This window comes from Pseudomonas sp. DR208, from assembly GCF_019823005.1.
Lineage (GTDB): Bacteria > Pseudomonadota > Gammaproteobacteria > Pseudomonadales > Pseudomonadaceae > Aquipseudomonas > Aquipseudomonas extremorientalis.
The window spans coordinates 1,177,865-1,201,981 of the sequence record NZ_CP081944.1; the positions used below are offsets into that span (position 1 = coordinate 1,177,865).

Here is a 24,117-nt window from a genome sequence, read left to right on the forward strand (position 1 = left end):
CAGGTCCGGCGCCGTCAATGTCGACGGCGCCGAGCGTTTTTCTTATTTACTTCACCTGGGTGGTGGCGAAGTTATTGTTCGTCAGAGGGCTTTGGGTATAACCCTCGACGTTCTTGCGCATAGCGGTGAACATTTTCGGGTAAGCCATGGGGATCCATGGTTGGTCCTTGTCGAAAACGTCCATGGCTTGTTCATAGAGTGCAGCGCGTTGTGCGGGTTCAGCCACAGCGCGCGCCTTGTCGATCAAGTCTTGAAACTCTTTGTTACACCAGCGCGCGTAGTTTTCGCCGTTTTTCGCTGCATCGCAACTCAGGTTCGGCGTGAGGAAGTTATCCGGGTCGCCGTTATCCCCCGCCCATCCGGCGGATACCATGTCGTGTTCACCGTTTTTAGCACGCTTGAGCATTTCGCCCCATTCCATGACTTTGATATTCACCTTCAGGCCAATCTGCGCCAGATCCGCCTGCATGCGCTGGGCGCCGAGCATCGGGTTAGGGTTGGTCGGGCCGCCGCCGTTACGGGTGAACAGGGTGAACTCGGTGCCTTCCGGCACACCCGCTTCCTTGAGCAGGGCACGGGCCTTGTCGAGGTCACGCGGTGGGTTTTTCAGCTTGTCGTTGAAGCCCAGCAGCGTGGGGGGAAACGGGCCGGTGGCATCGACAGCGTTGCCTTTGCCGTACAGCGATTCGTTGTAGCCTTTTTTGTCGAACGCGATGTTGATCGCGTGACGCACCCGCGCGTCGCTCATGTACTTGTGTGTGGTGTTCAGTGCGGTGTAGGCGGTGGTCATCGCCGCCAGTTCATCGACCTTCAGGTTCGGGTCTTTCTTGATGCTTGGCAGGTCATCAGGCTTGGGATATAGCGCGACCTGGCATTCGTTGGCCTTGAGCTTCTGCAGGCGCACGTTGTTGTCGACCGCAATGGCCAGGATCAACGGATCGGCCGGCGGCTTGCCACGGAAGTACTCCGGGTTGGCCTTGAAGCGCACCTGGGCATCTTTCTGGTAGCGGATGAAGATGAACGGGCCGGTACCGATCGGCTTGCTATTGAGCTCATCGGTCTTACCGGCGGCGAGCAGTTTGTCGGCGTATTCAGCGGAGTGGATGGCGGTAAACGGCATCGCGACATCGGCCAGGAACGGTGCTTCAGGGCGCGTCAGGGTGAAGACCACCGTGTGGTCATCAGTCTTCTCGACACTTTTGAGCAGTTCCTTGAAGCCCATGCTTTCGAAATAGGGGAAACCCGTGGTGGATTTGTTATGCCAAGGGTGTTTCGGGTCCAACTGGCGCTGGAAGCTCCAGAGCACGTCATCGGCATTCAAGTTACGCGTGGGTTTGAAATAGTCGGTGGTGTGGAACTTGACGTCATCGCGCAGGTGGAACGTATAGGTCAGGCCGTCGTCACTGATTTCCCAGCTCTTGGCGAGCGCGGGAACAATTTCAGTGGTGCCTGGCTTGAAGTCCACCAAACGGTTGAACATGGTTTCAGCAGCGGCGTCAGCCGTCACGGCCGTGGTGTACAGGACCGGGTCGAAACCTTCCGGGCTGGCTTCGGTGCAGACCACCAGTGGTTTGGCCGAAACGCCGATGGCCACGCTCAACAGCGCGGCAGCCATGGCGGCTTGTAGTGGGAGCAATTTCATTCGGAGCCCTCTGCAATCGATGGGACCAGACAAGCGTAGACGGCGGGCTCGTCCTGAGCCCGCCGCTTACTTGGCGCTGATTAAAGAATGTTGAACGGGATGGTGGTGACCAGGCGGAACTCTTTAATGCTGCCGTCGGACTGGTTCTCGCTGCCACGGTGCTCAACGTAGGTTGCACGAATCGCGGTGGCTTTGAGCGGGCCGCTCTGGATGGCGTAAGAGGCGCCTACACCGTATTCCTGGTGTTTTTCGCCGTCTTGGCTCTGGATGCCGTCGTAGGCGAACTTGGCCCGACCGTTGTTACCGGTGTAGTGGGTACCGTCGATGCCCCAGCCGCGCGCGGAGTAGATATTGAACTTCAGGCCTGGTACGCCGTATTCGGCCATGTTGATGCCGTAGGCGATCTGGAAGGATTTCTCGTTCGGACCGTTGAAGTCGGAGGTCAGGGAGTTGGCCAGGTAGATGCCGTTGGTTTCGTGCAGGTAGTCGAAGTATTCGTTACCGTTCACCGCCTGGTAGGAGAAGGTCAGGCTGTGTGCCTGGTGGGCCAGGCCCAGGGACAGGGAGTAGGTATCGTTGTCGATTTCCCCCATCTCTTTTTTGCCTTCATCGACAGTCTTGTAGTAGTTGAAACCGGTGGTCAGCGCCAGTTGCTGTGCATCACCCAGCTCGTGGGTTGCGCCGAAGTAGTACTGGTTCCAGAAGTCCTTCACGTTGGCGCCGAAGACGCTGACTTTCAGGCTTTTCAGCGGCTGGTAGTTCAGGCCCAGCGTGGAGACCTTGTCGGTTTCCTGCGTGCCATTGCCGTATTCCGAACGGAATTTCGACAGGCTCTGCTCGGTACGTGGCGACACGCGGTCAAACACGCCACCCTGGAACGACAGGTTGCTGAACTCTTCGCTGTTGAAACTTACACCTTCGAAGCTCGAAGGCAGCGCACGGTTGCCGATGGTGTCGACGATGCCACTGCTGAAGTTCTGGCGACCGGCGGTCAAGGTGGTGTTCGACACGCGGAACTGCACGTTGGCCAGACCCAGTTTGCTCCACTGGTCTACGGCATTGCCGTCGGAGTCAGCCAGGGTACGGTTGGAACCACCCTTGATGTCACGCTTGCTGCGATCCAGTACCAGGGCGTTGTATACCGCCACTTCGGTCTTGACACCTACGGTGCCCTGGGTGAAACCCGAGCTGGCGTTGAGGATGGTGCCCTGTACCCAGTTGGTACGGTTACGGTCGGTCTTGGTCACGCCGTGCTCTTTGTAGCTGAAGGTGCCGCCACGGTATTTGCTCTCATGGGAGAACCAGTTACGCGTGGTGCCGCCCAGGCTGAAATCTTCGATGAAGCCTTTCGCCTCGCTTTGCGCGCTGCTGCCGGCCAACGTGGTCGGCACGAAGTCCTGGCTGGCGGGTTCCGCGTAGGCGGTGGCCGTGATGCTGCTGATGGCCAGGGCCAGAAGCGCTTTGCTGCTCAGTTTCATGGGTTGAAGCTCCTTTGGTTCTCTTTTTAATGCCGGTCTTTTTTGGTGATCCGGCTATTGGGTGTGTAACTCGTTCAAGCCATTGCAAACGTTTGGCGTAGGAAAAATCCCAACAAAAGGCCGCGCGTTTGCAGCAAGGCGGGGGCCGCCCTGCGCAATCCGGTTATTTTCTTATGGGGTGATACTGACGCCCGAGAACACGTTGCGGCCGAAGGGGCTGACCTTGAACCCTTCGACTTTGGCGCTTAGCGGCTGGTTGACCGTCGAGTGGGCGACGGGCGTGATCGGCACCTGCGCTTTAAGCAGTTGCTGCGCCTGTTTGTACAGAACAGTCCGTTGTTCGCGGTCGGTCACGACCTTGGCTTGCTTGATCAGCGTGTCGTACGCCGGGTCACACCACATGGAGTAGTTGTTCCCGCCGATGGCGTCACAGCTGTAGAGGGTGCCCAGCCAGTTGTCCGGGTCACCGTTATCGCCGGTCCAGCCGATCAGGCTCACATCGTGCTCACCGTTCTTGGTGCGCTTGATGTATTCGCCCCACTCGTAGCTGACGATCTTGACCTTGAGGCCGATCCTGGCCCAGTCGCTTTGCAGCATCTCGGCCATCAGCTTGGCGTTGGGGTTGTACGGCCGTTGCACCGGCATCGCCCACAGGGTGATTTCGGTGCCTTCCTTCACGCCGGCAGCCTTGAGCAGTTCCTTGGCTTTTTCCGGGTTGTAGGCGGCGTCCTTGATAGTCTCGTCGTAGGACCACTGCGTCGGCGGCATGGCGTTTACGGCCAATTGCCCGGCGCCCTGGTACACGGCGTTCAGGATGCTCTGCTTGTTCACCGCCATGTCCAGCGCCTGGCGCACTTCAAGCTGGTCGAACGGCTTGTGGCGCACGTTGTAGGCGATGTAGCCGAGGTTGAACCCCGGCTTGGTCAGCAGTTTCAGGTTCGGGTCGGCCTTGAGTGCGTCGACGTCAGCCGGGCGCGGATGCAGGGTCACCTGGCATTCGCCGGCCTTGAGTTTTTGCACGCGCACCGAGGCGTCGGTGTTGATGGCGAAAATCAGCTGGTCGAGCTTGACCTTGCTCGGGTCCCAGTACTGTTTGTTGGCCACATAGCGGATCTGCGAATCTTTCTGGTAACGCTGGAACACGAAGGGGCCAGTGCCGATCGGCTTCTGGTTGATGTCGCTGGGCTTGCCGGCCTTGAGCAGTTGCTCGGCGTATTCGGCCGACAGGATCGCGGCGAAGCTCATGGCAATGTTCTGGATAAACGCGGCATCGACCGTGTTCAGGGTGATCACCACGGTGTGCGGGTCGGTTTTCGCGACCTTGGCAATGTTCTTGTTCAGGCTCATCCCGTTGAAGTACGGAAACTCGGTGGGGTAGGCCTTGCGAAACGGATGGTCGGGGTCAAGCATGCGGTTGAAGGTGAACAGCACGTCGTCGGCGTTGAAGTCCCGAGTCGGCTTGAATTCCTTGTTGCTGTGGAATTTCACCCCTTCACGCAAGTGAAAGGTGTAGGTCAGGCCGTCCGGCGAAATATCCCACTTGGTTGCCAACGCAGGTACGACACCCGTCTCGCCTTTTTCAAACTCAACCAGGCGGTTATACAGCGGCTCGGCGGCATCGTTATCGGTGGCGGTGGTGTACTGCGCAGTGTCAAAGCCGGCCGGGCTGCCTTCCGAGCAGAACACCAGGCTGCGCTTGTCGGCGGCGTGGCCCATTGTGGCCGCAGCCAGCAGGCCGGTACCAAAAATTGCGGATAGAACGGTGGTATGGCGCATGACGATCCCGATCCTTGTTTGTAGTTGTCATCAGCGAGCAATCACCCCGGCATTCAGCCAGGGGGACATCACTGATCCCACACGCAGCAAGTGCCTTTCCGAGTTTGGAGCCTCTGCTGTCCTACGACGTTATGGGTCGCGGACTTCGCAGTAAATACGCCAAATCGGATTGACCCTGTAGGCAACGGCGCCGTGCATCGCAGTTCGTTGCTGTAGGAGGCAACGATTGCGAGCGTGGTCTGTTTCCTACGGGTCAGGCGGATGCAATAACGGCGACGTTATGAAACGTCGCCGTCATGGCTTCTTACTTGCCGCTTACGCTCACGCCATAGAAGGAGTTCAAGCCAAACGGGCTGATCTTGAAGTCCTGTACGGTGTTGCGCATGGGTTGATACACCGTCGAGTGCGCGATAGGTGTCATCGGGACTGCATCTTTGAGGATATGTTGCGCCTGCTTGTACAGCTCGGTGCGTTTGGCGACGTCCGACGTAGCCTTGGCTTCTTTCACGATGCCATCGAATTTCTTGTCGCACCATTTGGAGAAGTTGTTACCGGACAGCGAGTCGCAGCCGAACAGCACGTTCAGCCAGTTGTCCGGGTCACCATTGTCACCGCTCCAGCCAATGATCATGGCCTGGTTCTCGCCACCTTTGGAGCGCTTGATGTACTCGCCCCACTCGTAGCTGGTGATCTTCACGTTGAGGCCGATCTTCTTCCAGTCGTTTTGCAGCATTTCTGCCATCAGCTTGGCGTTCGGGTTGTACGGACGCTGAACCGGCATGGCCCACAGAACGATTTCAGTACCTTCCTTGACGCCGGCTTCCTTGAGCAGCGACTTGGCTTTCTCAGGGTCGTACTTGGCGTCCTTGATGGTGGTGTCATACGACCATTGGGTCGGCGGCATGGCGTTGACGGCCAGTTGGCCGGCGCCCTGGTACACGGAATCGATGATCTGCTGCTTGTTCACCGACATGTCCAGCGCCTGGCGTACGCGCAGGTCAGCCAATGGGTTTGGCTGGTCGCTGCCCTTGACCTTGTCCATGACGTTGTAGGCGATATAGCCCAGGTTGAAACCGGCCTGGTTCGGCAGTTTCAGGTCCTTGTCCGCTTCCAGCGCCTTGAGGTCGGCCGGACGTGGGAACAGGGTGATCTGGCATTCGTTTTTCTTGAGCTTCTGGATGCGCACCGACGGGTCGGTGGTGATGGCGAAGATCAGGTTGTCGATCTTCACGTCTTCAGGTTTCCAGTAGTCCTTGTTGCCGGTGTAGCGGATGTTCGAGTCTTTCTGGTAGCTCTTGAACACGAACGGGCCAGTGCCGACCGGCTTCTGGTTGATGTCCGCAGCCTTGCCTTCTTTCAACAGTTTGGCGGCGTATTCAGCCGACTGGATCGAGGCAAAGCTCATCGCCAGGTTCTGGATGAAGGCGGCGTCCACGGTGCCAAGGGTGAACTTGACAGTATGGTCATCGACTTTCTCGATGTTCTTGATGTTGGTGTCCATCCCCATGTCCGTGAAGTACGGGAACTCGGTGGGGTAGGCCTTACGGAATGGATCGTCCTTGTTGATCATGCGGTTGAACGTGAACAGCACGTCATCGGCATTGAAGGTACGGGTCGGCTTGAAGTACGGGGTGGTATGGAACTTGACGCCATCACGCAGGTGGAAGGTGTAGGTCAAGCCATCCGGGGACACGTCCCAGCTGGTAGCCAGCCCAGGAATCACAGCGGTGCCGCCGCGTTCGAACTGGGTCAGGCGGTTGAACATGGTTTCGGCCGAGGCATCGAAGTCTGTTCCGGTGGTGTACTGGCCTGGGTCGAAACCGGCCGGGCTCCCTTCGGAGCAGAACACCAGGTTAGTCGCCGCTTGGGCGAAAGGAGCTGCGGCCATAAGGCCAGCGCTAACAATTAACGGAATGACTGCGTGTTTAAGCATGTTGGCCTCATGATTTGTTGTCATTTTTGGTGGTGAGGGCGACCTCGTGAGTCGGCCTGCGGATACTTATGCAGGCGCCATACCCATTGCAAGATGCTGAACCGTTGCGAGGCTGAAACAGTGGTACGAACGTACAGGAATGTCGCAATTATGAAAGTTTCGACATATTTGCGTATATTTCGAGGGTTTTTTCGGTGCATCCGTCGCACCAAAAAGACCCAGCCGAGGCGTCTGGCGCACTCGGTTGGGGCGCTTCTGTTACTTATCTAGACTCACGCCGTAGAACGGTGTCAGGCCAAAGGGGCTGATCTTGAAGTCCCGCACTTCCTTGCGCAGGGGCTGGAAAACCGTCGAGTTTGCAATAGGCGTTATAGGTACTTGTTCCTTAAGGATTTTTTGTGCCTGTTGATACCACTTGATGCGCTGTTCGCGGTCGTTGCTGACCTTGGCCTGCTGCACCAATTTGTCGTAGGCCGGGTTACACCATTTGGCGTAGTTGCTGCCCTTTACCGCAGCACAACTGTAGAGCACGCCGAGCCAGTTATCCGGGTCGCCATTGTCGCCCGTCCAACCATAAATCATGGCGTCATGCTCGCCATTTTTGGCGCGCTTGATGTATTCGCCCCATTCATAGCTGACGATATTGGCCTTGATGCCGATCTTCTCCCAATCCTGCTGGATCATTTGTGCCGACATGCGCGCGTTCGGGTTTGAAGCGCGCTGCACGGTCATTGCCCACAGGTTGATGGTAGTTCCTGGTGCAACCCCTGCTTCTTTTAGTAGCGCCTTGGCCTTGACCGGGTCATGGGGGGCGTCCTTGAGGGTGGGGTCATAAGACCACTGCGCCGGAGGCAGGGCGTTCTGCGCCAATTGTCCGGCACTCTGGTACACCGCCTTGATAATCGCCGGCTTGTCGATGGCCATGTCCAGGGCCTGGCGCACCTTGAGCTGATCCAGCGGCGGATGGGTCACGTTGTAGGCCAGGAAGCCCAGGTTGAAACCGGCCTGCTGCAGCACGCGCAAGTTCGGGTCCTGCTTCATCACGTCGATATCGGCGGGGCGCGGGTAGCCGCTGACCTGGCATTCGCCGGCCTTGAGCTTCTGCAGGCGCGACGCAGCATCCGGGGTGATGGCGAACACCAGGTTGTCGAGCTTCACATCCTCGGGTTTCCAGTACTGTTTATTGGCTACGTAGCGGATCTGCGAATCCTTCTGGTAGCGCTTGAACACAAACGGTCCGGTGCCCACCGGTTTCTGATTGATCTCTTCGGCCTTGCCCTGCTTGAGCAGTTGCGCGGCGTACTCGGCGGATTGCACCGAGGCGAAGCTCATGGCCAGGTTTTGCACAAACGACGCATCGACGTTGTTCAGGTTGAAGCGCACGGTATGGTCGTCAAGTTTCTCGACGCTCTTGATCGTGGTGTTCAAGCCCATGTCGGTGAAGTACGGCGACTCGGAGGGGTAGGCCTTACGGAACGGACTGTCGGCATCCAGCAGGCGATTGAAGGTGAACAGCACATCATCCGCGTTGAAATCGCGGGTAGGGGTGAAGAAATCGGTGGTGTGGAACTTGACGCCATCGCGCAGATGGAAGGTGTAGGTCTGGCCGTCTTTGGAAATGTCCCAGCTTGTCGCCAAGCCAGGTTCGACTTCGGTGCCGCCACGCTTGAACTGCGTGAGGCGGTTGAACACGGTCTCGGCCGAAGCATCGAAATCGGTGCCGCTGGTGTACTGGCTGGGGTCGAAGCCGGCGGGGCTGGCTTCGGAGCAATAGACCAGGGTACTGGCCGCGTGGGCCACTGGCATGAAGGCCAGCAGTCCGGCGGCGAGGAGGAGCGGTTTTAAGGCAATTCTTTCCATGGAGACCCCTGAAGTGGCAGGTGTATATAAGCTGCCCAAACGAAAACGGCGCCACCGAGGGTAACGCCGTTCAGGTCTATCAGGTAGGGGTCACGGCATCTGCACTTCAATCACGCCATCGGCGCTCATGTTGACTTGGCTGGTGCCGGCTTCCACTTCAGGTGTGGGGGCTGAATCAGCCATCGCGGCTTTCATCATCATCCCGCCACGGGCGTAAGGCATCGGGTAGCCATTGGTGTTGAAGTTCAGGTTGACGATCTTGTAGCCCTTGCCGCCCAGCGCATCGGTGGCCAGTTGAGCGCGAGCCTTGAATGCGGCGACTGCATCTTTGAGCAGAGCATCTTCGCTGGACTTGCGCGTGGTGTCGGCGATGGAGAACTCCATGTTTTCCATTTTCAGGGTGCTCTGCAGTTCACCAGTGAGCTTGGACAGCGCCGGGAAGTCCGCACTTTCCAGACGCAGCTCGGCGCGCTCGCGCCAGCCAGTGATCTTCTGGTTCTTGTTGTCGTAGATCGGGTAGCTGTTGCGGCTGCCCTGGCGCAGGGTTACGCCTTTGACTTCGCGGGCCTGGCCCAGGGCCTTGTTCATGGTGGTGGTGATTTCGGCGGCGAGCTTGGCCGGGTCGCTGTTCTGGGACTCGGTGTACAGGGTAACGATCATCTTGTCGCGGGCCACTTCCTGGCTGACCTCGGCGCGCAGGGAAATCTGGTTGTAGTTCAGTCCTTCGGCGGCCACGGCCGGAAGGCTGGCCAGGGTGGCGACGCCGAGGGTGATAACAGCTGCACTGCGAGTGAAACGAGACATGAAAGCTCCTTGAGGTGATCGTGTTCGGTATGACTGTAGACGGTGGCACCGGGTTCTTCGGGTTTACACATTACCTACATGTTGTAGCGATGCCGACGAACGGTCAGTTGCCCGGCCTGCGGCAAAGAGCCACACGCGCCGTGCCGGTGGGCCTGCTTCGTTTATACTCCTGCCGATCCGCCTGCAGCGCTCACCGGGAGAGCTCATGCTCGCCGCCGTAAAACTGACTTCCGCCACCCGCCAGAACCTCTGGCGCCTGACGTTCATCCGCACGCTGGTGCTGGCCGCACAGGCCGGCTCCGTCGGGCTCGCCTATTGGTTCGACCTGCTGCCGCTGCCGTGGCTGCAACTGGGCGTGACCCTGGGTTTCTCCATCGTGCTGTGTGTGTTCACCGCCATCCGGTTGCGCACCACCTGGCCGGTGACCGAGTTGGAGTACGCCCTGCAATTGGCTTGCGACCTGTTTATCCACAGTGTGTTGCTGTATTTCTCCGGCGGTTCCACCAATCCGTTCGTTTCTTATTACCTGGTGCCCTTGACCATTGCCGCCGTGACCTTGCCGTGGCGGTATTCGGTAGTGCTGTCGGGCATCGCCCTGACCCTCTACACCCTGTTACTGGCGCGCTTCTACCCGCTGCAAACCTTCCCCATCGCCCGGGAAAACCTGCAGATCTACGGAATGTGGCTGAGTTTTGCGCTGTCCGCCGCCGTCATCACCTTCTTCGCCGCACGGATGGCCGAAGAACTGCGCCGCCAGGAAGAGCTGCGCGCCATTCGCCGTGAAGAAGGCCTGCGCGATCAGCAACTGCTGGCTGTCGCTACCCAGGCCGCCGGCGCTGCCCATGAATTGGGTACACCGTTGGCCACCATGAGCGTGCTGCTCAACGAAATGACCCAGGACCACCACGATCCGGCGTTGCAGGAAGACCTCGGCGTGCTGCGCGAACAGGTCAAGCAATGCAAGCAGACCTTGCAGCAACTGGTACGCGCCGCCGAGGCCAATCGCCGCCTGGCGGTGGAGATGCAGGACGTGACCCAATGGCTCGATGAAGCCCTGAACCGCTGGCACTTGATGCGCCCCGAAGCCAGTTACCGTTTTCATCTATTAGGGCAGGGCACGGTGCCGCGCATGGCGCCACCACCGGATCTGACCCAGGCGCTGCTCAACCTGTTGAACAATGCCGCCGACGCCTGCCCTGATGGCCTGGGTGTGCAGCTGGACTGGGATGCCGAAGACGTGACCATCAGCATTCGCGACCACGGCGCAGGTGTGCCGCTGGCCATTGCCGAGCAGATCGGCAAGCCCTTCTTTACCACCAAGGGCAAAGGCTTCGGCCTGGGCCTGTTTTTGAGCAAGGCCAGCGTGACCCGCGCGGGCGGCTCAGTGAAGCTCTATAGTCATGAGGAAGGTGGCACGCTCACCGAGCTGCGCCTGCCCCGTGTCGCACGAGGAGATATCGATGAGTGACGAGATCCAAGTCGAAGGCGAAGAACTGCCGCACCTGTTGCTGGTAGATGACGATGCCACCTTTACCCGCGTGATGGCGCGCGCCATGAGCCGTCGCGGTTTCCGCGTCAGCACCGCTGGCTCCGCCGAAGAGGGCCTGACCATCGCCCAGGCCGACCTGCCGGACTACGCCGCGCTCGACCTGAAGATGGACGGCGATTCCGGCCTGGTGCTGCTGCCCAAGCTGCTGGAACTCGACCCGGAAATGCGCGTGGTGATCCTCACCGGTTACTCCAGCATTGCCACCGCCGTCGAGGCGATCAAGCGCGGTGCCTGCAACTACCTGTGCAAGCCGGCGGACGCCGACGATGTGCTGGCCGCCTTGCTCTCCGAACACGCCGACCTCGACACCCTGGTGCCGGAAAACCCGATGTCGGTGGACCGCCTGCAATGGGAGCACATCCAGCGCGTGCTGACCGAGCACGAAGGCAATATCTCCGCCACCGCTCGCGCCCTGGGCATGCACCGCCGTACCTTGCAGCGCAAGTTGCAGAAGCGTCCGGTACGGCGTTGAGCAATGCTGGATCAAAAAAGCCCGGACTTTCCGGGCTTTTTCTTCGCCAGAGTGGTTACTCAGTAGGGAAAGGCAACACGGCCGTCGAACAGGTTATAGCGCTGATCCGGCAACTTGGCCGGGGCTTTGAAGGATACATACAAAATACCGTCTTTTATCTTGGCAGCGCTCACTTGGAGTGAGGCTTGCGGTTCGATCGCAACGTGGTCAGGGAGGATGCTGCTGGAGAGGTTCTTTTTGGCAATCGACTCATCGAAGATATAAATTACCGGTTGGCGGTTTTTTACGGGCAGCGTGTCTTTTGCCCAGGTTGCCCAGCCCTTGGCGTTGAAGGCCTGGGTTGACGCCGATTGGATGCCGCTGTCCCTGAATACTCTGCCAACACCGTTTTTGAGTTTGTCAGCGCCCTCCGATGTAACAAAGGCGTAGCGAAAGGCCTTGCCGCTGTATTCGGCTTGTTCATCCAGGTCGGACAGGAATCCGCTCACAGTCGGTGGGTACTTGCTTGGATCGGCCTCCGTGCGAAGGATTTCATTGATTTCGCCCGAACCGGCTTCGGTGTACTCATTCAGGCTCTCGTAATCTTCAGCCCTGGACGTCTGCGTCAAGCGGGTCAACTCGTCCAGCACCCGCTCGCGCTCTGCGCTACTCAGGGCATTTTCGTCTTTGTCTATCCGGCTGATGTCTTGCGCAAGTTGAGCTTTGGCAGAGGAGTTACTGGCATTCCATGGGAAATTTATACCTGCGCCTTTGTCCAGTTGTACCCAAATGCCCTCCTTGTCGAGATGCACAGTCATGATCGATTGTCTGGAGGTGGGGTCAATAATTTCGGCGTAGTGATCGGTGAGTTTAAAATTGCTTTTGAGTTCATATACCCGTTCTATCTCCGAATGATCGGTGTGTCGAATGAACCACCGGTCCAGGCCGTCGGCGTCACGGAGGTGATAGATGTTGTTGGCGTTCTTCGTTGCGTGCTCTATAAGCCTTTCGCCGTCTTCGACGGCATGGGCGCTGATGTTGTTCGATTCAGAGGGGCGCAGGCGATTGGCGGCTTCGGTGGGTGCCGGCGTTGTCACGTCTTCGGTTGGAGGGCTGTTGGGTGCTTTTATAGCCTCGTCTGCCACCGCCGATTCAATCGACGCCGTCCCGCTATCGAGCTTGGATGCGCTGCCGGCGATACCGGGCACTGCATTGAGCACGCCAAACACGATCCGGTCGGTCCCGCGGGATTTGCCGTGGGCCAGATCATCGATACCGACGCCCACCTCTGTAATGCCGGCCCCTGTGTAGATCGCATCCAGCGCCAGGCCTACCTCCGGCATGACAAACGCCAACGGGGTCAGCAGCAACGCTGTGGCAGTCGCGGCCTCTGCCAGTTTCAGTGCGGCGTCCTTGATTACATCGCCATCGGTAGTGATGTCGTGATCGGCGTCGGCGTAGGCGCGCTCTTTTTGACGCTGGGTCATGGCCTTGAACGGGTCGCCGTTCAGGGGCTCCAGAGCGATATAGCGCTGAGGATCCCAATCACTGAGTGAGGTAAAGCCCAGCGCATTGGGTTTTTGTGCTTCGGTCCAGCCACCCAGTCCCACGAGGGACTGCTTCACGCCGTCAGAAAAAAACTTGTCGTCCTGGTCGTTCTTGGTGAAGTGGTTAAGCAACGCCGTCCGCTTGATCGGGTCAGCCGCCTGGTCGGCCAGCCAGGTTTTCATGGCTTCGGGGTTATCAAACCTGTGCAGCGGTGATGAGTTGCCCGGAATATGCAGCAGGGTGGTTTTAATCGGTTTGCCGTGGCTGTCCAGGCGGGTCTTTTTGTCGATGATGTACAGCAGGTCGGTAGATACGTCGCCATTGATCGACAGTAGACCAACGTCGACGTCGGGGTCCTTGGCATACGGGGCTTCCAGGTTCTTGACACTGGTTTCAGACCAAGGCTTTCCAGGTTGAAGGCCCGATGCACGCAGGACCAGGCGGGTTTCTTCACTGCTCAGGCTACCGTCCTTTTGCTGTGCAAGGGCAGCTTGAACGAGGGCTATCTTGGTGAGTAGCTCGTAGGGTTTTTCATGGGTTGCCCAGAACGTGTCCAAGTAGGATTTGTAAGGCGTAATCAGCTCGGTTTCCCATACCAGATCCCGAAATTGTTGTGGCGTAAGCGAGACCTTTGACGACAGATTCGGTACTGAGTCCTTTGAGGTGTCTGTGCCTCGAACGACGTACTCGTATGTCGGGTTCATGAGATCGTGGGCCGTCTGGATGGCTGACACGAGAGGGAAGGAATGAAGAATATTCAACAGTCTTGAGGCTGTCGGGTGCGTCCGCGCCAGTCCGGTAGGCGATTCATCGTCATTGTTTTTCCTGCGTACGTTGGTCAGTGCGGCCTCGGTCAGGCTAATTTGGTTGAGTATCTTGCCATCCGGCGGTGCCGGTTTGGTGGTGTCGTAGTTGGTCGTTACGATATAGGTATGGTCGGGGTTCAGCTGCAGGTTGAATTTTTTGCGCAACGCTTGCGCAATTATTTGTGAGGTTTCCTGTGCCGGCGTCAGGATGGTTTGGCTGGCATTTTTTATAAGGCGTTCAACGCTTTGGCTACTGTGGGACGCGTCGACTGTTTCATAGACTTCCGTGATCCGTCCGGGCGAGGCGGGCAGTTGTCTGGAGTCATCTATGGTGTGCTCCTGGACGGTAGGCATGGTCTGTGGGGGCAGGCGTACAAATTGTATCGACGTGGGAAGGGTCATATAGGATTTTTCTCTCTGAGCGTGTTCCAAGGTGCCGAGAGTAAGTGGGACGGTTTCGAGTCCTGGTTTCCAGCCGATGTAAGTCAATTAAATACTGAACGCTGACTGAATGAGCGACATCGAATTGCCCGCTGCGCTAAAGCCTACCTTATGATCCATTCACACTACTGCGCCGAGCGAAACAATGAATCAGAACGCTGAGTATTCCGCGGTCAACGACGCGGTGCGTGGGCAATTCCTACGGCGGGTGTGGGGGTTGATTACGCCCTACTGGCGCAGTGAAGAGAAGGGCATCGCCTGGCTGCTGCTGTTGGTGGTGCTGGGGCTTTCGCTGTTCAGCGTCGCCGTATCGGTGTGGTTCAACAGTTGGAACCGCGATTTCTACAACGCGCTGGAGCACAAGGACTACGACGCTTTTACCCACCTGCTGATGTACTTCAGCGTGATTGCGGTGGTGGCGATTGTGACCGGCGTGTTCACGTCCTATCTGCAACAGATGCTCACCATCCGCTGGCGCCGCTGGCTGACGGAACGCTACTTTGCCCAATGGCTGGGCCACAAGAATTACTACCACCTGGAATACGGCGGTTACACCGATAACCCCGACCAGCGTATTTCCGAAGACCTCAATGCATTTACCGCCAGCACCCTGACCCTGGGGCTGGGCTTTATCAGCAACCTGGTGAGCCTGGTGTCGTTCTCGGTGATCCTGTGGGGCGTGTCCGGCAGCATCGAAGTGTGGGGCTTCACCATTCCCGGCTACATGTTCTGGGCCGCCCTGGTGTATGCGGTGATCGGTAGCTGGTTGACGCACTTGATTGGTCGAAAACTGATCGGCTTGAGCAATCGTCAACAACGCTTTGAGGCGGACCTGCGTTTCAGCCTGGTGCGGGTGCGGGAGAACGCGGAAAGCATCGCGCTGTTCAACGGTGAGCCTAACGAACACCATCAATTGAGCGCGCGTTTCGGACGGGTATGGAGCAACTTCTGGAGCATCATGCAGCTCAAGAAGCGTCTGAGTTTCTTTACCAGCGGTTACTCGCAGATCGCGATCATCTTTCCTTTTGTGGTGGCGGCGCCGCGTTACTTCGCCGGCAAGATCGAACTGGGCGTGCTGATGCAGGTGGCCCAGGCGTTCGGCAGCGTGCAGGGCAGCCTCAGTTGGTTTGTCGACGCCTATACGTTGCTGGCCAGTTGGCGCGCCACCTGTGATCGTCTGCTGAGTTTCGGCCAGGCCATGCAAGACAACGAAACCCGCACCATGGGCATTGGCTTGCAGCATCAGGGCGCAGGTTTGCAGGTCAAGGACCTGAACCTGGACCTGGCCGACGGCCGTCACCTGCTGCAAGGCGCCGACCTGACCGTTGCCGAGGGCGAGCGCCTGATGCTCAGCGGTCGCTCCGGCAGCGGCAAGTCGACGTTGCTGCGGGCCATGGGCAACCTGTGGCCCAACGGTCACGGCAATATTCGCCTGCCGGCCGAGCGCTATCTGTTCCTGCCGCAGAAACCCTACTTGCCGATTGGCACGTTGAAGGCGGTGTTGAGTTATCCACAGGACGACAGCGTCTACCCGGCAGAACGTTATGCACAGGTCCTGGAAACCTGTCGCCTGCCCCATCTGATCGACCGACTGGAGGAAGCCAACCACTGGCAGCGCATGCTTTCGCCGGGCGAACAGCAACGCCTGGCCTTTGCCCGCGCGTTGCTGTTCGCGCCGCAATGGCTGTACATGGACGAAGCGACGTCGGCCATGGACGAAGAGGATGAGGCGACCTTGTATCAGGCGTTGATCGATGAGTTGCCGGGGCTGAGCATCGTCAGCGTCGGCCATCGCAGCAGCCTCAAGCGCTTCCATGGACGGCATGTGCGGATCGAGGGGGGGCAGTTGCAGGAACAAGTCCCAGTATGATGTGAGGCCGGGTCAGAAAAGGAACCGTTTTGGGGAGGACACTCACTCAAGGGGTGGGGGGATCCCCTATTTTTCCTACTGATCCAGAGGTTTTTTATGAATTCGGTGAATGCTTTTTCAACCACCCAGCCTTCCTATTACGCGGCTACCGCCCAGAGTGCCACACCTTCAGCCGCTCCCCAGCCTGAGCCTACCCGTGCAATGGCCACCGAAGAGAAAAGCAGCGGGTGCATGAGCGGTTGCACCGGGCCGGTTGCGGCCAGTGTCGTGAATTCACTGGCTCGACTGGCAACGTCGGTGATTCATCTGATGAACAAGCAGGACGCTTGCAATCACAGGTCCAGCCACGAGTCGTTGACCAGGCTATGATTTAAGCCCCGTTTTTAGCGGCCGGCAGCGATTCCAGTCGAGCAGGTAGACCCCAAAAAAAGCCCGGCTGATCATTGATCAGCCGGGCTTTTTTATACTTGAAGACGACTTACTTCTTCAAACCGTAATGCTCATCCAGCATGCCAGGGGCGTTCGGCGTTTTTGGCGCGTAGTCCCGTGGCGGCTCCTGGTTTTCCCGCGGTGGGGTCAGGCGCTCCCGTGGGGTTTGCGGTGCATCGGAATGCAACGCGGCCAGCAGGCGCTGGCGGGTGATGTCGTCGAGGGCGAGGCGGTTGGCGCCATCGGCGAGATGATCCTGTACTTCCTGGTAGCTCTGGGTGAGCTTCTTGACCAGGGTCGCGGTGCTGTTGAAGTGGGTAACAACCTCGTTCTGATAACTGTCAAAACGTTCCTGGATATCATCCAGCTGACGCTGCGTGCGGTTAGGCGCGGCATTCGGCAGCAAGCGAGCAACCAGGAAACCAATGGCGACACCGGCAACCAGGGCAAGAGTCGGCAACAACCAAACTAAGAGCGAGTGTTCCACGAGTCCTTCCTCTATAAACGGCTTTGCTTTACGTTAACGGCTCAAACCTGCGCTGTATACCGCGATTAAGCTCGCAATCATGCCAAGCACAGACTTTTAGCTAGACGAGTCGACCCTTTGAGAGGTCACGGAGTTCATTCCTTGCTCATGCGTGAAACCCCCGTTTTGATCGATGGCCCGGTAGGCCAATTGGAAGCCCTGTACCTGGATCACCCCGAGCCACGTGGCCTGGCGCTGATCTGTCACCCTAACCCGGTGCAGGGCGGGACCATGCTCAATAAAGTTGTATCGACCTTGCAACGCACCGCCCGCGATGCCGGTTTGATCACCTTGCGTTTCAATTACCGTGGCGTCGGCGCGAGTGCCGGCACCCACGACATGAGCACCGGTGAAGTGGACGATGCTGAAGCGGCTGCTACCTGGTTGCGGGAAAAACACCCCGACCTGCCGATCACCTTGCTCGGGTTTTCCTTCGGAGGCTACGTGGCCGCGAGCCTGGGTGGCCGCCTGGAGGCCAAGGGCGAAAAACTCTCGCACCTGTTCATGGTTGCCGCCGCGGTGATGCGCCTGCGTGACAGCGACCAGCTGCCCCAGGCCTGCCCACTGACCCTTATCCAGCCGGAAACCGACGAAGTGGTCGACCCGCAGATCGTCTACGACTGGTCCGCCGCCTTGAATCGCCCCCATGAGCTGCTGAAAGTGGCAGAATGCGGACACTTTTTTCACGGCAAGCTCACCGATCTGAAGGATCTGGTGCTGCCGCGCCTCTCGAATTGATAGCAGTCTGATAAGCGATTACCCATGACGACTCGTACCCGTATCCTCACCGGCATCACCACCACCGGCACGCCGCACCTGGGCAACTATGCCGGTGCGATTCGCCCGGCGATCCTCGCCAGCCAGGACGCCAATGCCGACTCTTTCTACTTCCTGGCCGACTACCACGCCCTGATCAAATGCGATGACCCGCAGCGCATCCAGCGCTCGCGCATGGAAATCGCCGCGACCTGGCTGGCCGGTGGCCTGGATGTGAACCGGGTGACGTTCTATCGCCAGTCGGACATCCCGGAAATCCCCGAGCTGACCTGGCTGCTGACCTGCGTGGCCGCCAAGGGCCTGCTCAACCGCGCCCACGCGTACAAGGCCTCGGTGGACAAGAACGTGGAAGCCGGCGAAGACCCGGATGCGGGCATCAGCATGGGCCTGTACAGCTACCCGGTGCTGATGGCGGCGGACATCCTGATGTTCAACGCACACAAAGTGCCGGTGGGGCGCGACCAGATCCAGCACGTGGAAATGGCCCGTGATATCGGCCAGCGCTTCAACCACCTGTTCGGCAACGGTAAAGAATTCTTCACCATGCCCGAGGCGTTGATCGAAGAAAGCGTCGCCACCTTGCCGGGCCTGGATGGCCGCAAGATGTCGAAAAGCTACGACAACACCATCCCATTGTTCACCAGCGCCAAGGACATGAAGGACGCCATTTCGCGGATCGTCACCGACTCCCGCGCCCCGGGCGAAGCCAAGGACCCGGACAATTCGCACCTGTTCACCCTGTACCAGGCGTTTGCGACCAAGGCGCAGGAAGAAGAATTCCGTGCCGAACTGTTGCAAGGCCTGGGTTGGGGCGAGGCGAAGAACCGCCTGTTCCACCTGCTGGACGGCCAGTTGGGTGAAGCCCGCGAGCGTTACCATCAACTGATGTCGCGCCCTTCTGACATGGAAGACCTGCTGCTGATCGGCGCCAAGAAGGCCCGTGCCGTGGCGGCGCCGTTCCTGGCTGAACTGCGTGAAGCGGTGGGCCTGCGTTCGTTTGTCAACCAGGCTGCGGCACCGGTCGCCGCCAAGAAGAAGGCGGCGAAAGCCGCGCGCTTCGTGAGTTTTCGCGAAGACGACGGTAGCTTCCGCTTCCGTCTGCTGGCCGCAGATGGCAAGCAACTGTTGCTGTCGCGCAACTTTGCCGACGGCAAGGCGGCCGGTGCCGTGACCAAGCAACTGCAAAGCGGCGACGCGCTGGACCTGCGCACCGAGGCACTGGGTTTCAGCGTATGGCTGGACGGTGCCGCTGTGGCCGATAGCGCCGAGTTCGCCGACGAGGCATCGCGTGATGCCGCCATCGCCGCCCTGCGCGTTGCGTTGACCCCCCTCGAGGATTAACCCGACCAAGGGTTGATTGCCATTATCCAGGGCCGTCGTTACAGTGACGGCCCGTTTTTGTTGCCTTGCTAACGAAATTATGACGCCCCTAGAACGATATCAAGCTGATCTGAAACGCCCTGAATTCTTCCATGACGCGGCCCAGGAAACGGCGGTGCGTCATCTGCAGCGCCTGTACGATGACCTGCTCGCGGCCTCGCAAAGCAAGCCAGGGATGTTCAGCAAGCTGTTTGGCAAGAAAGACCACACGCCGGTCAAGGGCCTGTACTTCTGGGGTGGCGTGGGCCGGGGCAAGACCTACCTGGTGGACACCTTTTTCGAAGCGCTGCCGTTCAAGGAAAAGGTCCGGACGCACTTTCACCGCTTCATGAAGCGCGTGCACGAAGAGATGAAGACCCTGCCGGGCGAGAAAAACCCGCTGACCATCATCGCCAAGCGTTTCTCCGAAGAAGCGCGGGTGATCTGCTTCGATGAGTTCTTCGTCTCCGACATCACGGACGCCATGATCCTCGGCACCCTGATGGAAGAGCTGTTCAAGAACGGCGTGACCCTGGTCGCCACCTCGAACATCGTGCCCGACGGTTTGTACAAGGACGGCCTGCAACGCGCACGCTTCCTGCCGGCCATTGCGCTGATCAAGCAGCATACCGAGATCGTCAACGTCGACAGCGGCGTCGACTACCGTCTGCGTCACCTGGAACAAGCGGAGCTGTTCCACTTCCCGCTCAATGAGGCGGCCCACGAAAGCCTGAAAAAGAGCTTCCGCGCCCTCACGCCGGAATGCACCCAGGCGGTGGAAAACGACAAGCTGGTGATCGAGAACCGCGAAATCATCGCGCTGCGCACCTGCGACGACGTGGCCTGGTTCGAGTTCCGCCAACTGTGCGACGGCCCGCGCAGCCAGAACGACTACATCGAGCTGGGCAAGATCTTCCACGCGGTGATCCTGAGCGGCGTGGAACAGATGAGCGTCACCACCGACGACATCGCGCGACGTTTCATCAACATGGTCGACGAATTCTACGACCGTAACGTCAAGCTGATCATCTCGGCGGAAGTCGAGCTCAAGGACCTGTATACCGGCGGGCGCCTGAACTTCGAGTTCCAGCGCACGTTGAGCCGCTTGCTGGAAATGCAGTCCCACGAGTTCCTCTCGCGCGGACACAAACCCTAAGATCGATGTAGATCAAACTGTGGGAGGGGGCAAGCCCCTTCCCACATTTGCCTTGTGTACGCTCTGACTCAGGCAGCCTGCTGGAATTGCTGGCGATACTGGTTCGGTGATAATTCAGTGTGCTGCCTGAACAACCGCGCAAAGAAACTCGCATCGTCGTAACCCACCTCATAACTGATGGTCTTGATGCTCTTGCGGCTGCCCGAGAGCAGGCCCTTGGCCGTCTCGATCCGCAGGCGTTGCAGGTAATGCAGCGGCTTGTCGCCGGTGGCGGTCTGGAAGCGGCGCATGAAGTTGCGGATGCTCATGCCGTGTTCCCGGGCGACGTCTTCGAAGCGGAACTTGTCGGCGAAATGCTCTTCGAGCCAGTGTTGGATCTGCAGGATGATCACGTCCTGGTGCAGCTTCTGACCGCCAAACCCGATACGTCCTGGCGAATAGCTGCGCTGCACTTCGTAGAGGATATCGCGGGCCACGGCCTGGGCGATGTTGGCGCCACAGAAGCGTTCGATCAGGTAGATGTAGAGGTCGCATGCCGAGGTGGTGCCGCCGGCGCAATACAGGTTGTCGGCGTCAGTGAGGTGCTTGTCCTGGTTGAGCTGGACCTTGGGGAAACGTTCGCCGAACGCATTGAAGAAACGCCAGTAGGTGGTCGCTTCCTTGCCATCGAGCAGGCCGGCTTCGGCCAGCCAGAATACCCCGGTGGCTTCGCCGCACAACACAGCACCGCGTGCATGCTGTTCGCGCAGCCACGGCAGCACTTGCGGGTAGCGGGCGCACAAGGTGTCGAAGTCATCCCAGAAGGCCGGCAGCACGATGATGTCGGCGTCTTCGAGGCCGCCGTCCACCGGCATGATCACATCACTGAAACTGCACACCGATTGCCCATCGGGGCTGACCAGGCGTGTTTCAAACCCTGGCGTCAGGCCCAGGCCTTGTTGCTTGCCGTAACGCAGGCTGGCGAGGTGGAAGAAATCCTTGGCTTGCATGAGGGTGGAAGCGAATACCCGATCAATGGCCAAAATGCTGACGCGCCGCAAGGGCGTGGAGATTTGGTTAGACATAATTTCATTTATTCTTATAGGGGAAAGTGGTCACCAGACGGCTGGATCGTCTTATTTTTTGTCGCATGTGTCCAGTGTCCCGTGCTGCCTTCGCGGCATAGTCTCTGTGGGCTCGCTCTTGTCCGACAATCCATGCAGGTGACCCATGATTCCCAGAACCTTGTTCAGCCCGGAACACGAACTCTTCCGCGAGAGCGTGCGCACCTTCCTCGAAAAGGACGCCGCGCCGTTCCATGGGCAATGGGAGAAACAGGGCTACATCGACCGCAATTTGTGGAGCAAGGCGGGGGAGGCGGGCATGCTCTGCTCTCACCTGCCGGAAGAATATGGCGGGCTGGGCGCGGACTTTTTATACAGTGCGGTGGTGATCGAAGAGATCAGCCGGCTGGGCCTGACCGGCATCGGCTTTTCCCTGCATTCGGACATTGTGGCGCCTTATATCCTGCATTACGGCAGTGAAGCGCGGAAACACAAATACCTGCCCAAGTTGATCTCCGGCGAGCTGGTCACGGCGATTGCCATGACCGAGCCGGGCGCCGGTTCCGACTTGCAAGGCGTGAAGACCACGGCGGTGCTGGACGGCGATGAGTACGTGATCAACGGCTCCAAGACCTTCATTACCAACGGCTACCTGGCCGAGTTGGTCATCGTGGTCGCCAAGACCGATCCCAAGGCCGGCGCCAAGGGCACCAGCCTGTTCCTGGTGGAGGCCGACACGCCGGGCTTCGACAAGGGCAAGCGCCTGGAGAAGGTGGGCATGAAGGCCCAGGACACCTCGGAGCTGTTCTTCCAGGATGTGCGGGTGCCCAAGGAAAACCTGCTCGGCCAGACCGGCATGGGCTTCGCCTATCTGATGCAGGAGCTGCCTCAGGAACGGTTGACCGTGGCGATTGGCGCTTTGTCGTCAGCCGAGGCGGCGTTGGAGTGGACCCTGGCGTACACCCGTGAACGCCAGGCGTTCGGTAAGGCGATTGCCGATTTCCAGAACACCCGCTTCAAGCTGGCGGAGATGGCGACCGAGATTCAGATTGGCCGTGTGTTTGTCGACAAGTGCATGGCGTTGCACCTGGAAGGCAAGCTGGATGTGCCCACGGCGGCGATGGCCAAGTACTGGGCTACCGACCTGCAATGCAAGGTGCTCGATGAGTGCGTGCAGTTGCACGGAGGCTACGGCTTCATGTGGGAATACCCGATTGCCCGGGCCTGGGCGGATGCGCGGGTGCAGCGGATTTATGCGGGGACCAATGAGATCATGAAGGAGATCATTGCGCGGGCGCTTTGATTGGGCGGTTCTGCTGATGGCCAAATCGGGGGCAAGCCCCCTCCCACACTTGAATGTATTCACAGATCAAAATGTGGGAGGGGGCTTGCCCCCGATAGCGGTCTTAAGATCAATCAAGGCGCTGGGTTCGGGTGATCCTTCTGAATCGCCTCAATCCCTTCCAATACCTCTTTCGACAGTTTCAGATCCGCACTGGCAATGTTGCTGTCCAGTTGCTCCAGGCTTGTCGCGCCAATGATGTTGCTGGTCACGAACGGTTGCTGCGTCACAAACGCCAGCGCCATCTGCGCCGGGTCCAGCCCATGCTCCCGCGCCAGTGCAACGTAGCGGCTGCATGCCGCTTCCGACTGCGGGTTGAAGTAACGGCTGAAGCGGCTGTATTCCGTCAGTCGCGCTTTCGCTGGGCGGGCGCCATTCTCATATTTGCCGCTGAGCATGCCGAACGCCAGGGGCGAATACGCCAGCAGGCCGCATTGCTCGCGAATCGCGACTTCCGCCAGGCCCACTTCAAAGCTGCGGTTGAGCAGGTTGTAGGGGTTCTGGATCGACACCGCACGCGGCCAGCCACGGGCTTCGGCCAGGGCGAGGAACTTCATGGTGCCCCACGGCGTTTCGTTGGACAGGCCGATGTGGCGGATCTTGCCGGCCTTCACCTGCTCATCCAGCGCTTCGAGGGTTTCTTCCAGCGGGGTGAGGTTGTCTTCGTCCTTGTGCTTGTAGCTCAGTTGGCCGAAGAAGTTGGTACTGCGTTCCGGCCAGTGCAGTTGGTAGAGGTCGATCCAGTCGGTCTGCAGGCGCTTGAGGCTGGCGTCCAGGGCTTCGACGATGTGCTTGCGGTTGTGGCGCAGGTGGCCGTCGCGGATGTAATCGATAGTGTTGCCGGGGCCGGCGATCTTGCTGGCGAGGATCCAGTCGGCACGGTCGCCACGGCTCTTGAAGTAATTACCGATGTAGCGTTCGGTGGTGGCATAGGTGTCGGCCTTGGGCGGCACCGGGTACATTTCAGCGGTGTCGAGGAAGTTGATCCCCGCGCCCTTGGCCCGCTCGATCTGCGCGAAGGCCTCTGCCTCGCTGTTCTGCTCGCCCCAGGTCATGGTGCCCAGGGCTATCGCGCTCACGTTCAGATCCGTACGGCCCAGCTGTCGATAATCCATCGGGTACTCCTTCAGGGAAAACAATCATAAAAGCAGGTTGAATTTTTTTTCGCAATCTGCATAATTGCCCACCTCTTTCTGCAGTGGAAGTGATGCGCCGCCTGCCGAAGAATCTTGCCGTTGAACGGACGCGCCGACCCGAGCCCCCGATAGCGTCTGTATCCGGCTGCCTTTGACTTGTCAAAGTACGCACTATTCAGTAAGATCCGCCG

At 59.0% G+C, this 24,117-nt stretch carries 17 protein-coding genes; 7 read left to right on the forward strand and 10 right to left on the reverse strand.

Annotation, left to right across the window (positions count from 1 at the left end; all coding sequences use genetic code 11):
• Nucleotides 1-46: 46 nt before the first annotated feature.
• The 6 genes from K5K89_RS05130 to K5K89_RS05155 all read right to left on the reverse strand — a co-directional run bounded on the left by K5K89_RS05130 (nt 47) and on the right by K5K89_RS05155 (nt 9,493).
• The gene (locus tag K5K89_RS05130; RefSeq protein WP_093119891.1) at nt 47-1,642 is read right to left on the reverse strand and encodes an ABC transporter substrate-binding protein; all 1,596 of its coding nucleotides are present in this window, start codon (nt 1,640-1,642) and stop codon (nt 47-49) included.
• Nucleotides 1,643-1,722: 80 nt separating this feature from the next.
• A complete protein-coding gene (locus K5K89_RS05135; RefSeq protein WP_222540979.1) occupies nt 1,723-3,120 on the reverse strand; it encodes an OprD family outer membrane porin in 1,398 nt (465 codons plus the stop codon).
• A 171-nt stretch (nt 3,121-3,291) separates the two neighbouring features.
• Nucleotides 3,292-4,896, reverse strand: coding sequence for an ABC transporter substrate-binding protein (locus K5K89_RS05140; protein ID WP_222540980.1), 1,605 nt, complete (start codon nt 4,894-4,896; stop codon nt 3,292-3,294).
• Between the two features lie 304 nt (nt 4,897-5,200).
• Nucleotides 5,201-6,829 carry an ABC transporter substrate-binding protein gene (locus K5K89_RS05145; RefSeq protein WP_222540981.1) on the reverse strand — a complete coding sequence of 543 codons (1,629 nt, stop codon included), beginning with the start codon at nt 6,827-6,829 and terminating at the stop codon, nt 5,201-5,203.
• A gap of 258 nt (nt 6,830-7,087) precedes the next feature.
• Nucleotides 7,088-8,689 (reverse strand): ABC transporter substrate-binding protein, encoded by a 1,602-nt coding sequence (locus K5K89_RS05150; RefSeq protein ID WP_102591616.1) that lies wholly within the window; start codon nt 8,687-8,689, stop codon nt 7,088-7,090.
• Between the two features lie 90 nt (nt 8,690-8,779).
• Nucleotides 8,780-9,493 (reverse strand): SIMPL domain-containing protein, encoded by a 714-nt coding sequence (locus K5K89_RS05155; protein WP_071491113.1) that lies wholly within the window; start codon nt 9,491-9,493, stop codon nt 8,780-8,782.
• Nucleotides 9,494-9,698: 205 nt separating this feature from the next.
• Here K5K89_RS05155 and K5K89_RS05160 point away from each other — a divergent pair, with 205 nt between their 5' ends.
• Both K5K89_RS05160 and K5K89_RS05165 read left to right on the forward strand, forming a co-directional pair.
• Nucleotides 9,699-10,961, forward strand: coding sequence for an ATP-binding protein (locus K5K89_RS05160; RefSeq protein ID WP_071491114.1), 1,263 nt, complete (start codon nt 9,699-9,701; stop codon nt 10,959-10,961).
• The gene (locus tag K5K89_RS05165) at nt 10,954-11,514 is read left to right on the forward strand and encodes a response regulator transcription factor (protein WP_003171731.1); all 561 of its coding nucleotides are present in this window, start codon (nt 10,954-10,956) and stop codon (nt 11,512-11,514) included. Before K5K89_RS05160 ends, K5K89_RS05165 begins: the two co-directional genes overlap by 8 nt.
• A 59-nt stretch (nt 11,515-11,573) precedes the next feature.
• On the opposite strand, the gene K5K89_RS05170 is transcribed toward K5K89_RS05165, so the two are convergent.
• Nucleotides 11,574-14,249 carry a dermonecrotic toxin domain-containing protein gene (locus K5K89_RS05170; protein WP_222540982.1) on the reverse strand — a complete coding sequence of 892 codons (2,676 nt, stop codon included), beginning with the start codon at nt 14,247-14,249 and terminating at the stop codon, nt 11,574-11,576.
• Nucleotides 14,250-14,433: 184 nt separating this feature from the next.
• On the opposite strand from K5K89_RS05170, the gene K5K89_RS05175 reads away from it, so the two are divergent.
• Complete coding sequence (locus K5K89_RS05175; RefSeq protein ID WP_222540983.1) at nt 14,434-16,158, forward strand: ABC transporter ATP-binding protein/permease; 1,725 nt, start codon at nt 14,434-14,436, stop codon at nt 16,156-16,158.
• Between the two features lie 478 nt (nt 16,159-16,636).
• On the opposite strand, the gene K5K89_RS05180 is transcribed toward K5K89_RS05175, so the two are convergent.
• Nucleotides 16,637-17,074 (reverse strand): YhcB family protein, encoded by a 438-nt coding sequence (locus K5K89_RS05180; protein ID WP_003171734.1) that lies wholly within the window; start codon nt 17,072-17,074, stop codon nt 16,637-16,639.
• A gap of 147 nt (nt 17,075-17,221) precedes the next feature.
• On the opposite strand from K5K89_RS05180, the gene K5K89_RS05185 reads away from it, so the two are divergent.
• From K5K89_RS05185 to zapE, 3 genes are all read left to right on the forward strand, one after another.
• Nucleotides 17,222-17,851 (forward strand): alpha/beta hydrolase, encoded by a 630-nt coding sequence (locus K5K89_RS05185; protein ID WP_071491117.1) that lies wholly within the window; start codon nt 17,222-17,224, stop codon nt 17,849-17,851.
• Between the two features lie 24 nt (nt 17,852-17,875).
• On the forward strand, nt 17,876-19,231 hold the full coding sequence (locus K5K89_RS05190; protein WP_222540984.1) for a tryptophan--tRNA ligase: 1,356 nt from the start codon (nt 17,876-17,878) through the stop codon (nt 19,229-19,231).
• Nucleotides 19,232-19,310: 79 nt separating this feature from the next.
• Nucleotides 19,311-20,405 carry a cell division protein ZapE gene (gene zapE, locus K5K89_RS05195; protein ID WP_071491119.1) on the forward strand — a complete coding sequence of 365 codons (1,095 nt, stop codon included), beginning with the start codon at nt 19,311-19,313 and terminating at the stop codon, nt 20,403-20,405.
• A 68-nt stretch (nt 20,406-20,473) separates the two neighbouring features.
• Here zapE and K5K89_RS05200 read toward each other — a convergent pair whose 3' ends face one another.
• On the reverse strand, nt 20,474-21,394 hold the full coding sequence (locus tag K5K89_RS05200) for a GlxA family transcriptional regulator (protein ID WP_170856032.1): 921 nt from the start codon (nt 21,392-21,394) through the stop codon (nt 20,474-20,476).
• Nucleotides 21,395-21,614: 220 nt separating this feature from the next.
• Between K5K89_RS05200 and K5K89_RS05205 the strand changes: the two genes are divergently transcribed.
• The gene (locus K5K89_RS05205; protein WP_222540985.1) at nt 21,615-22,751 is read left to right on the forward strand and encodes an acyl-CoA dehydrogenase family protein; all 1,137 of its coding nucleotides are present in this window, start codon (nt 21,615-21,617) and stop codon (nt 22,749-22,751) included.
• Between the two features lie 113 nt (nt 22,752-22,864).
• Here K5K89_RS05205 and K5K89_RS05210 read toward each other — a convergent pair whose 3' ends face one another.
• Nucleotides 22,865-23,905 (reverse strand): NADP(H)-dependent aldo-keto reductase, encoded by a 1,041-nt coding sequence (locus tag K5K89_RS05210; RefSeq protein WP_058423021.1) that lies wholly within the window; start codon nt 23,903-23,905, stop codon nt 22,865-22,867.
• Nucleotides 23,906-24,117 lie beyond the last annotated feature (212 nt).

What these genes read in the sequence shown, in the direction of transcription:
- K5K89_RS05130 (WP_093119891.1), bottom strand. Translation starts at nt 1,642, where the DNA reads ATGAAATTGCTCCCACTACAAGCCGCCATGGCTGCCGCGCTGTTGAGC.
- K5K89_RS05135 (WP_222540979.1), bottom strand. Translation starts at nt 3,120, where the DNA reads ATGAAACTGAGCAGCAAAGCGCTTCTGGCCCTGGCCATCAGCAGCATC.
- K5K89_RS05140 (WP_222540980.1), bottom strand. Translation starts at nt 4,896, where the DNA reads ATGCGCCATACCACCGTTCTATCCGCAATTTTTGGTACCGGCCTGCTG.
- K5K89_RS05145 (WP_222540981.1), bottom strand. Translation starts at nt 6,829, where the DNA reads ATGCTTAAACACGCAGTCATTCCGTTAATTGTTAGCGCTGGCCTTATG.
- K5K89_RS05150 (WP_102591616.1), bottom strand. Translation starts at nt 8,689, where the DNA reads ATGGAAAGAATTGCCTTAAAACCGCTCCTCCTCGCCGCCGGACTGCTG.
- K5K89_RS05155 (WP_071491113.1), bottom strand. Translation starts at nt 9,493, where the DNA reads ATGTCTCGTTTCACTCGCAGTGCAGCTGTTATCACCCTCGGCGTCGCC.
- K5K89_RS05160 (WP_071491114.1), top strand. Translation starts at nt 9,699, where the DNA reads ATGCTCGCCGCCGTAAAACTGACTTCCGCCACCCGCCAGAACCTCTGG.
- K5K89_RS05165 (WP_003171731.1), top strand. Translation starts at nt 10,954, where the DNA reads ATGAGTGACGAGATCCAAGTCGAAGGCGAAGAACTGCCGCACCTGTTG.
- K5K89_RS05170 (WP_222540982.1), bottom strand. Translation starts at nt 14,249, where the DNA reads ATGACCCTTCCCACGTCGATACAATTTGTACGCCTGCCCCCACAGACC.
- K5K89_RS05175 (WP_222540983.1), top strand. Translation starts at nt 14,434, where the DNA reads ATGAATCAGAACGCTGAGTATTCCGCGGTCAACGACGCGGTGCGTGGG.
- K5K89_RS05185 (WP_071491117.1), top strand. Translation starts at nt 17,222, where the DNA reads ATGCGTGAAACCCCCGTTTTGATCGATGGCCCGGTAGGCCAATTGGAA.
- K5K89_RS05190 (WP_222540984.1), top strand. Translation starts at nt 17,876, where the DNA reads ATGACGACTCGTACCCGTATCCTCACCGGCATCACCACCACCGGCACG.
- zapE (WP_071491119.1), top strand. Translation starts at nt 19,311, where the DNA reads ATGACGCCCCTAGAACGATATCAAGCTGATCTGAAACGCCCTGAATTC.
- K5K89_RS05200 (WP_170856032.1), bottom strand. Translation starts at nt 21,394, where the DNA reads ATGCAAGCCAAGGATTTCTTCCACCTCGCCAGCCTGCGTTACGGCAAG.
- K5K89_RS05205 (WP_222540985.1), top strand. Translation starts at nt 21,615, where the DNA reads ATGATTCCCAGAACCTTGTTCAGCCCGGAACACGAACTCTTCCGCGAG.
- K5K89_RS05210 (WP_058423021.1), bottom strand. Translation starts at nt 23,905, where the DNA reads ATGGATTATCGACAGCTGGGCCGTACGGATCTGAACGTGAGCGCGATA.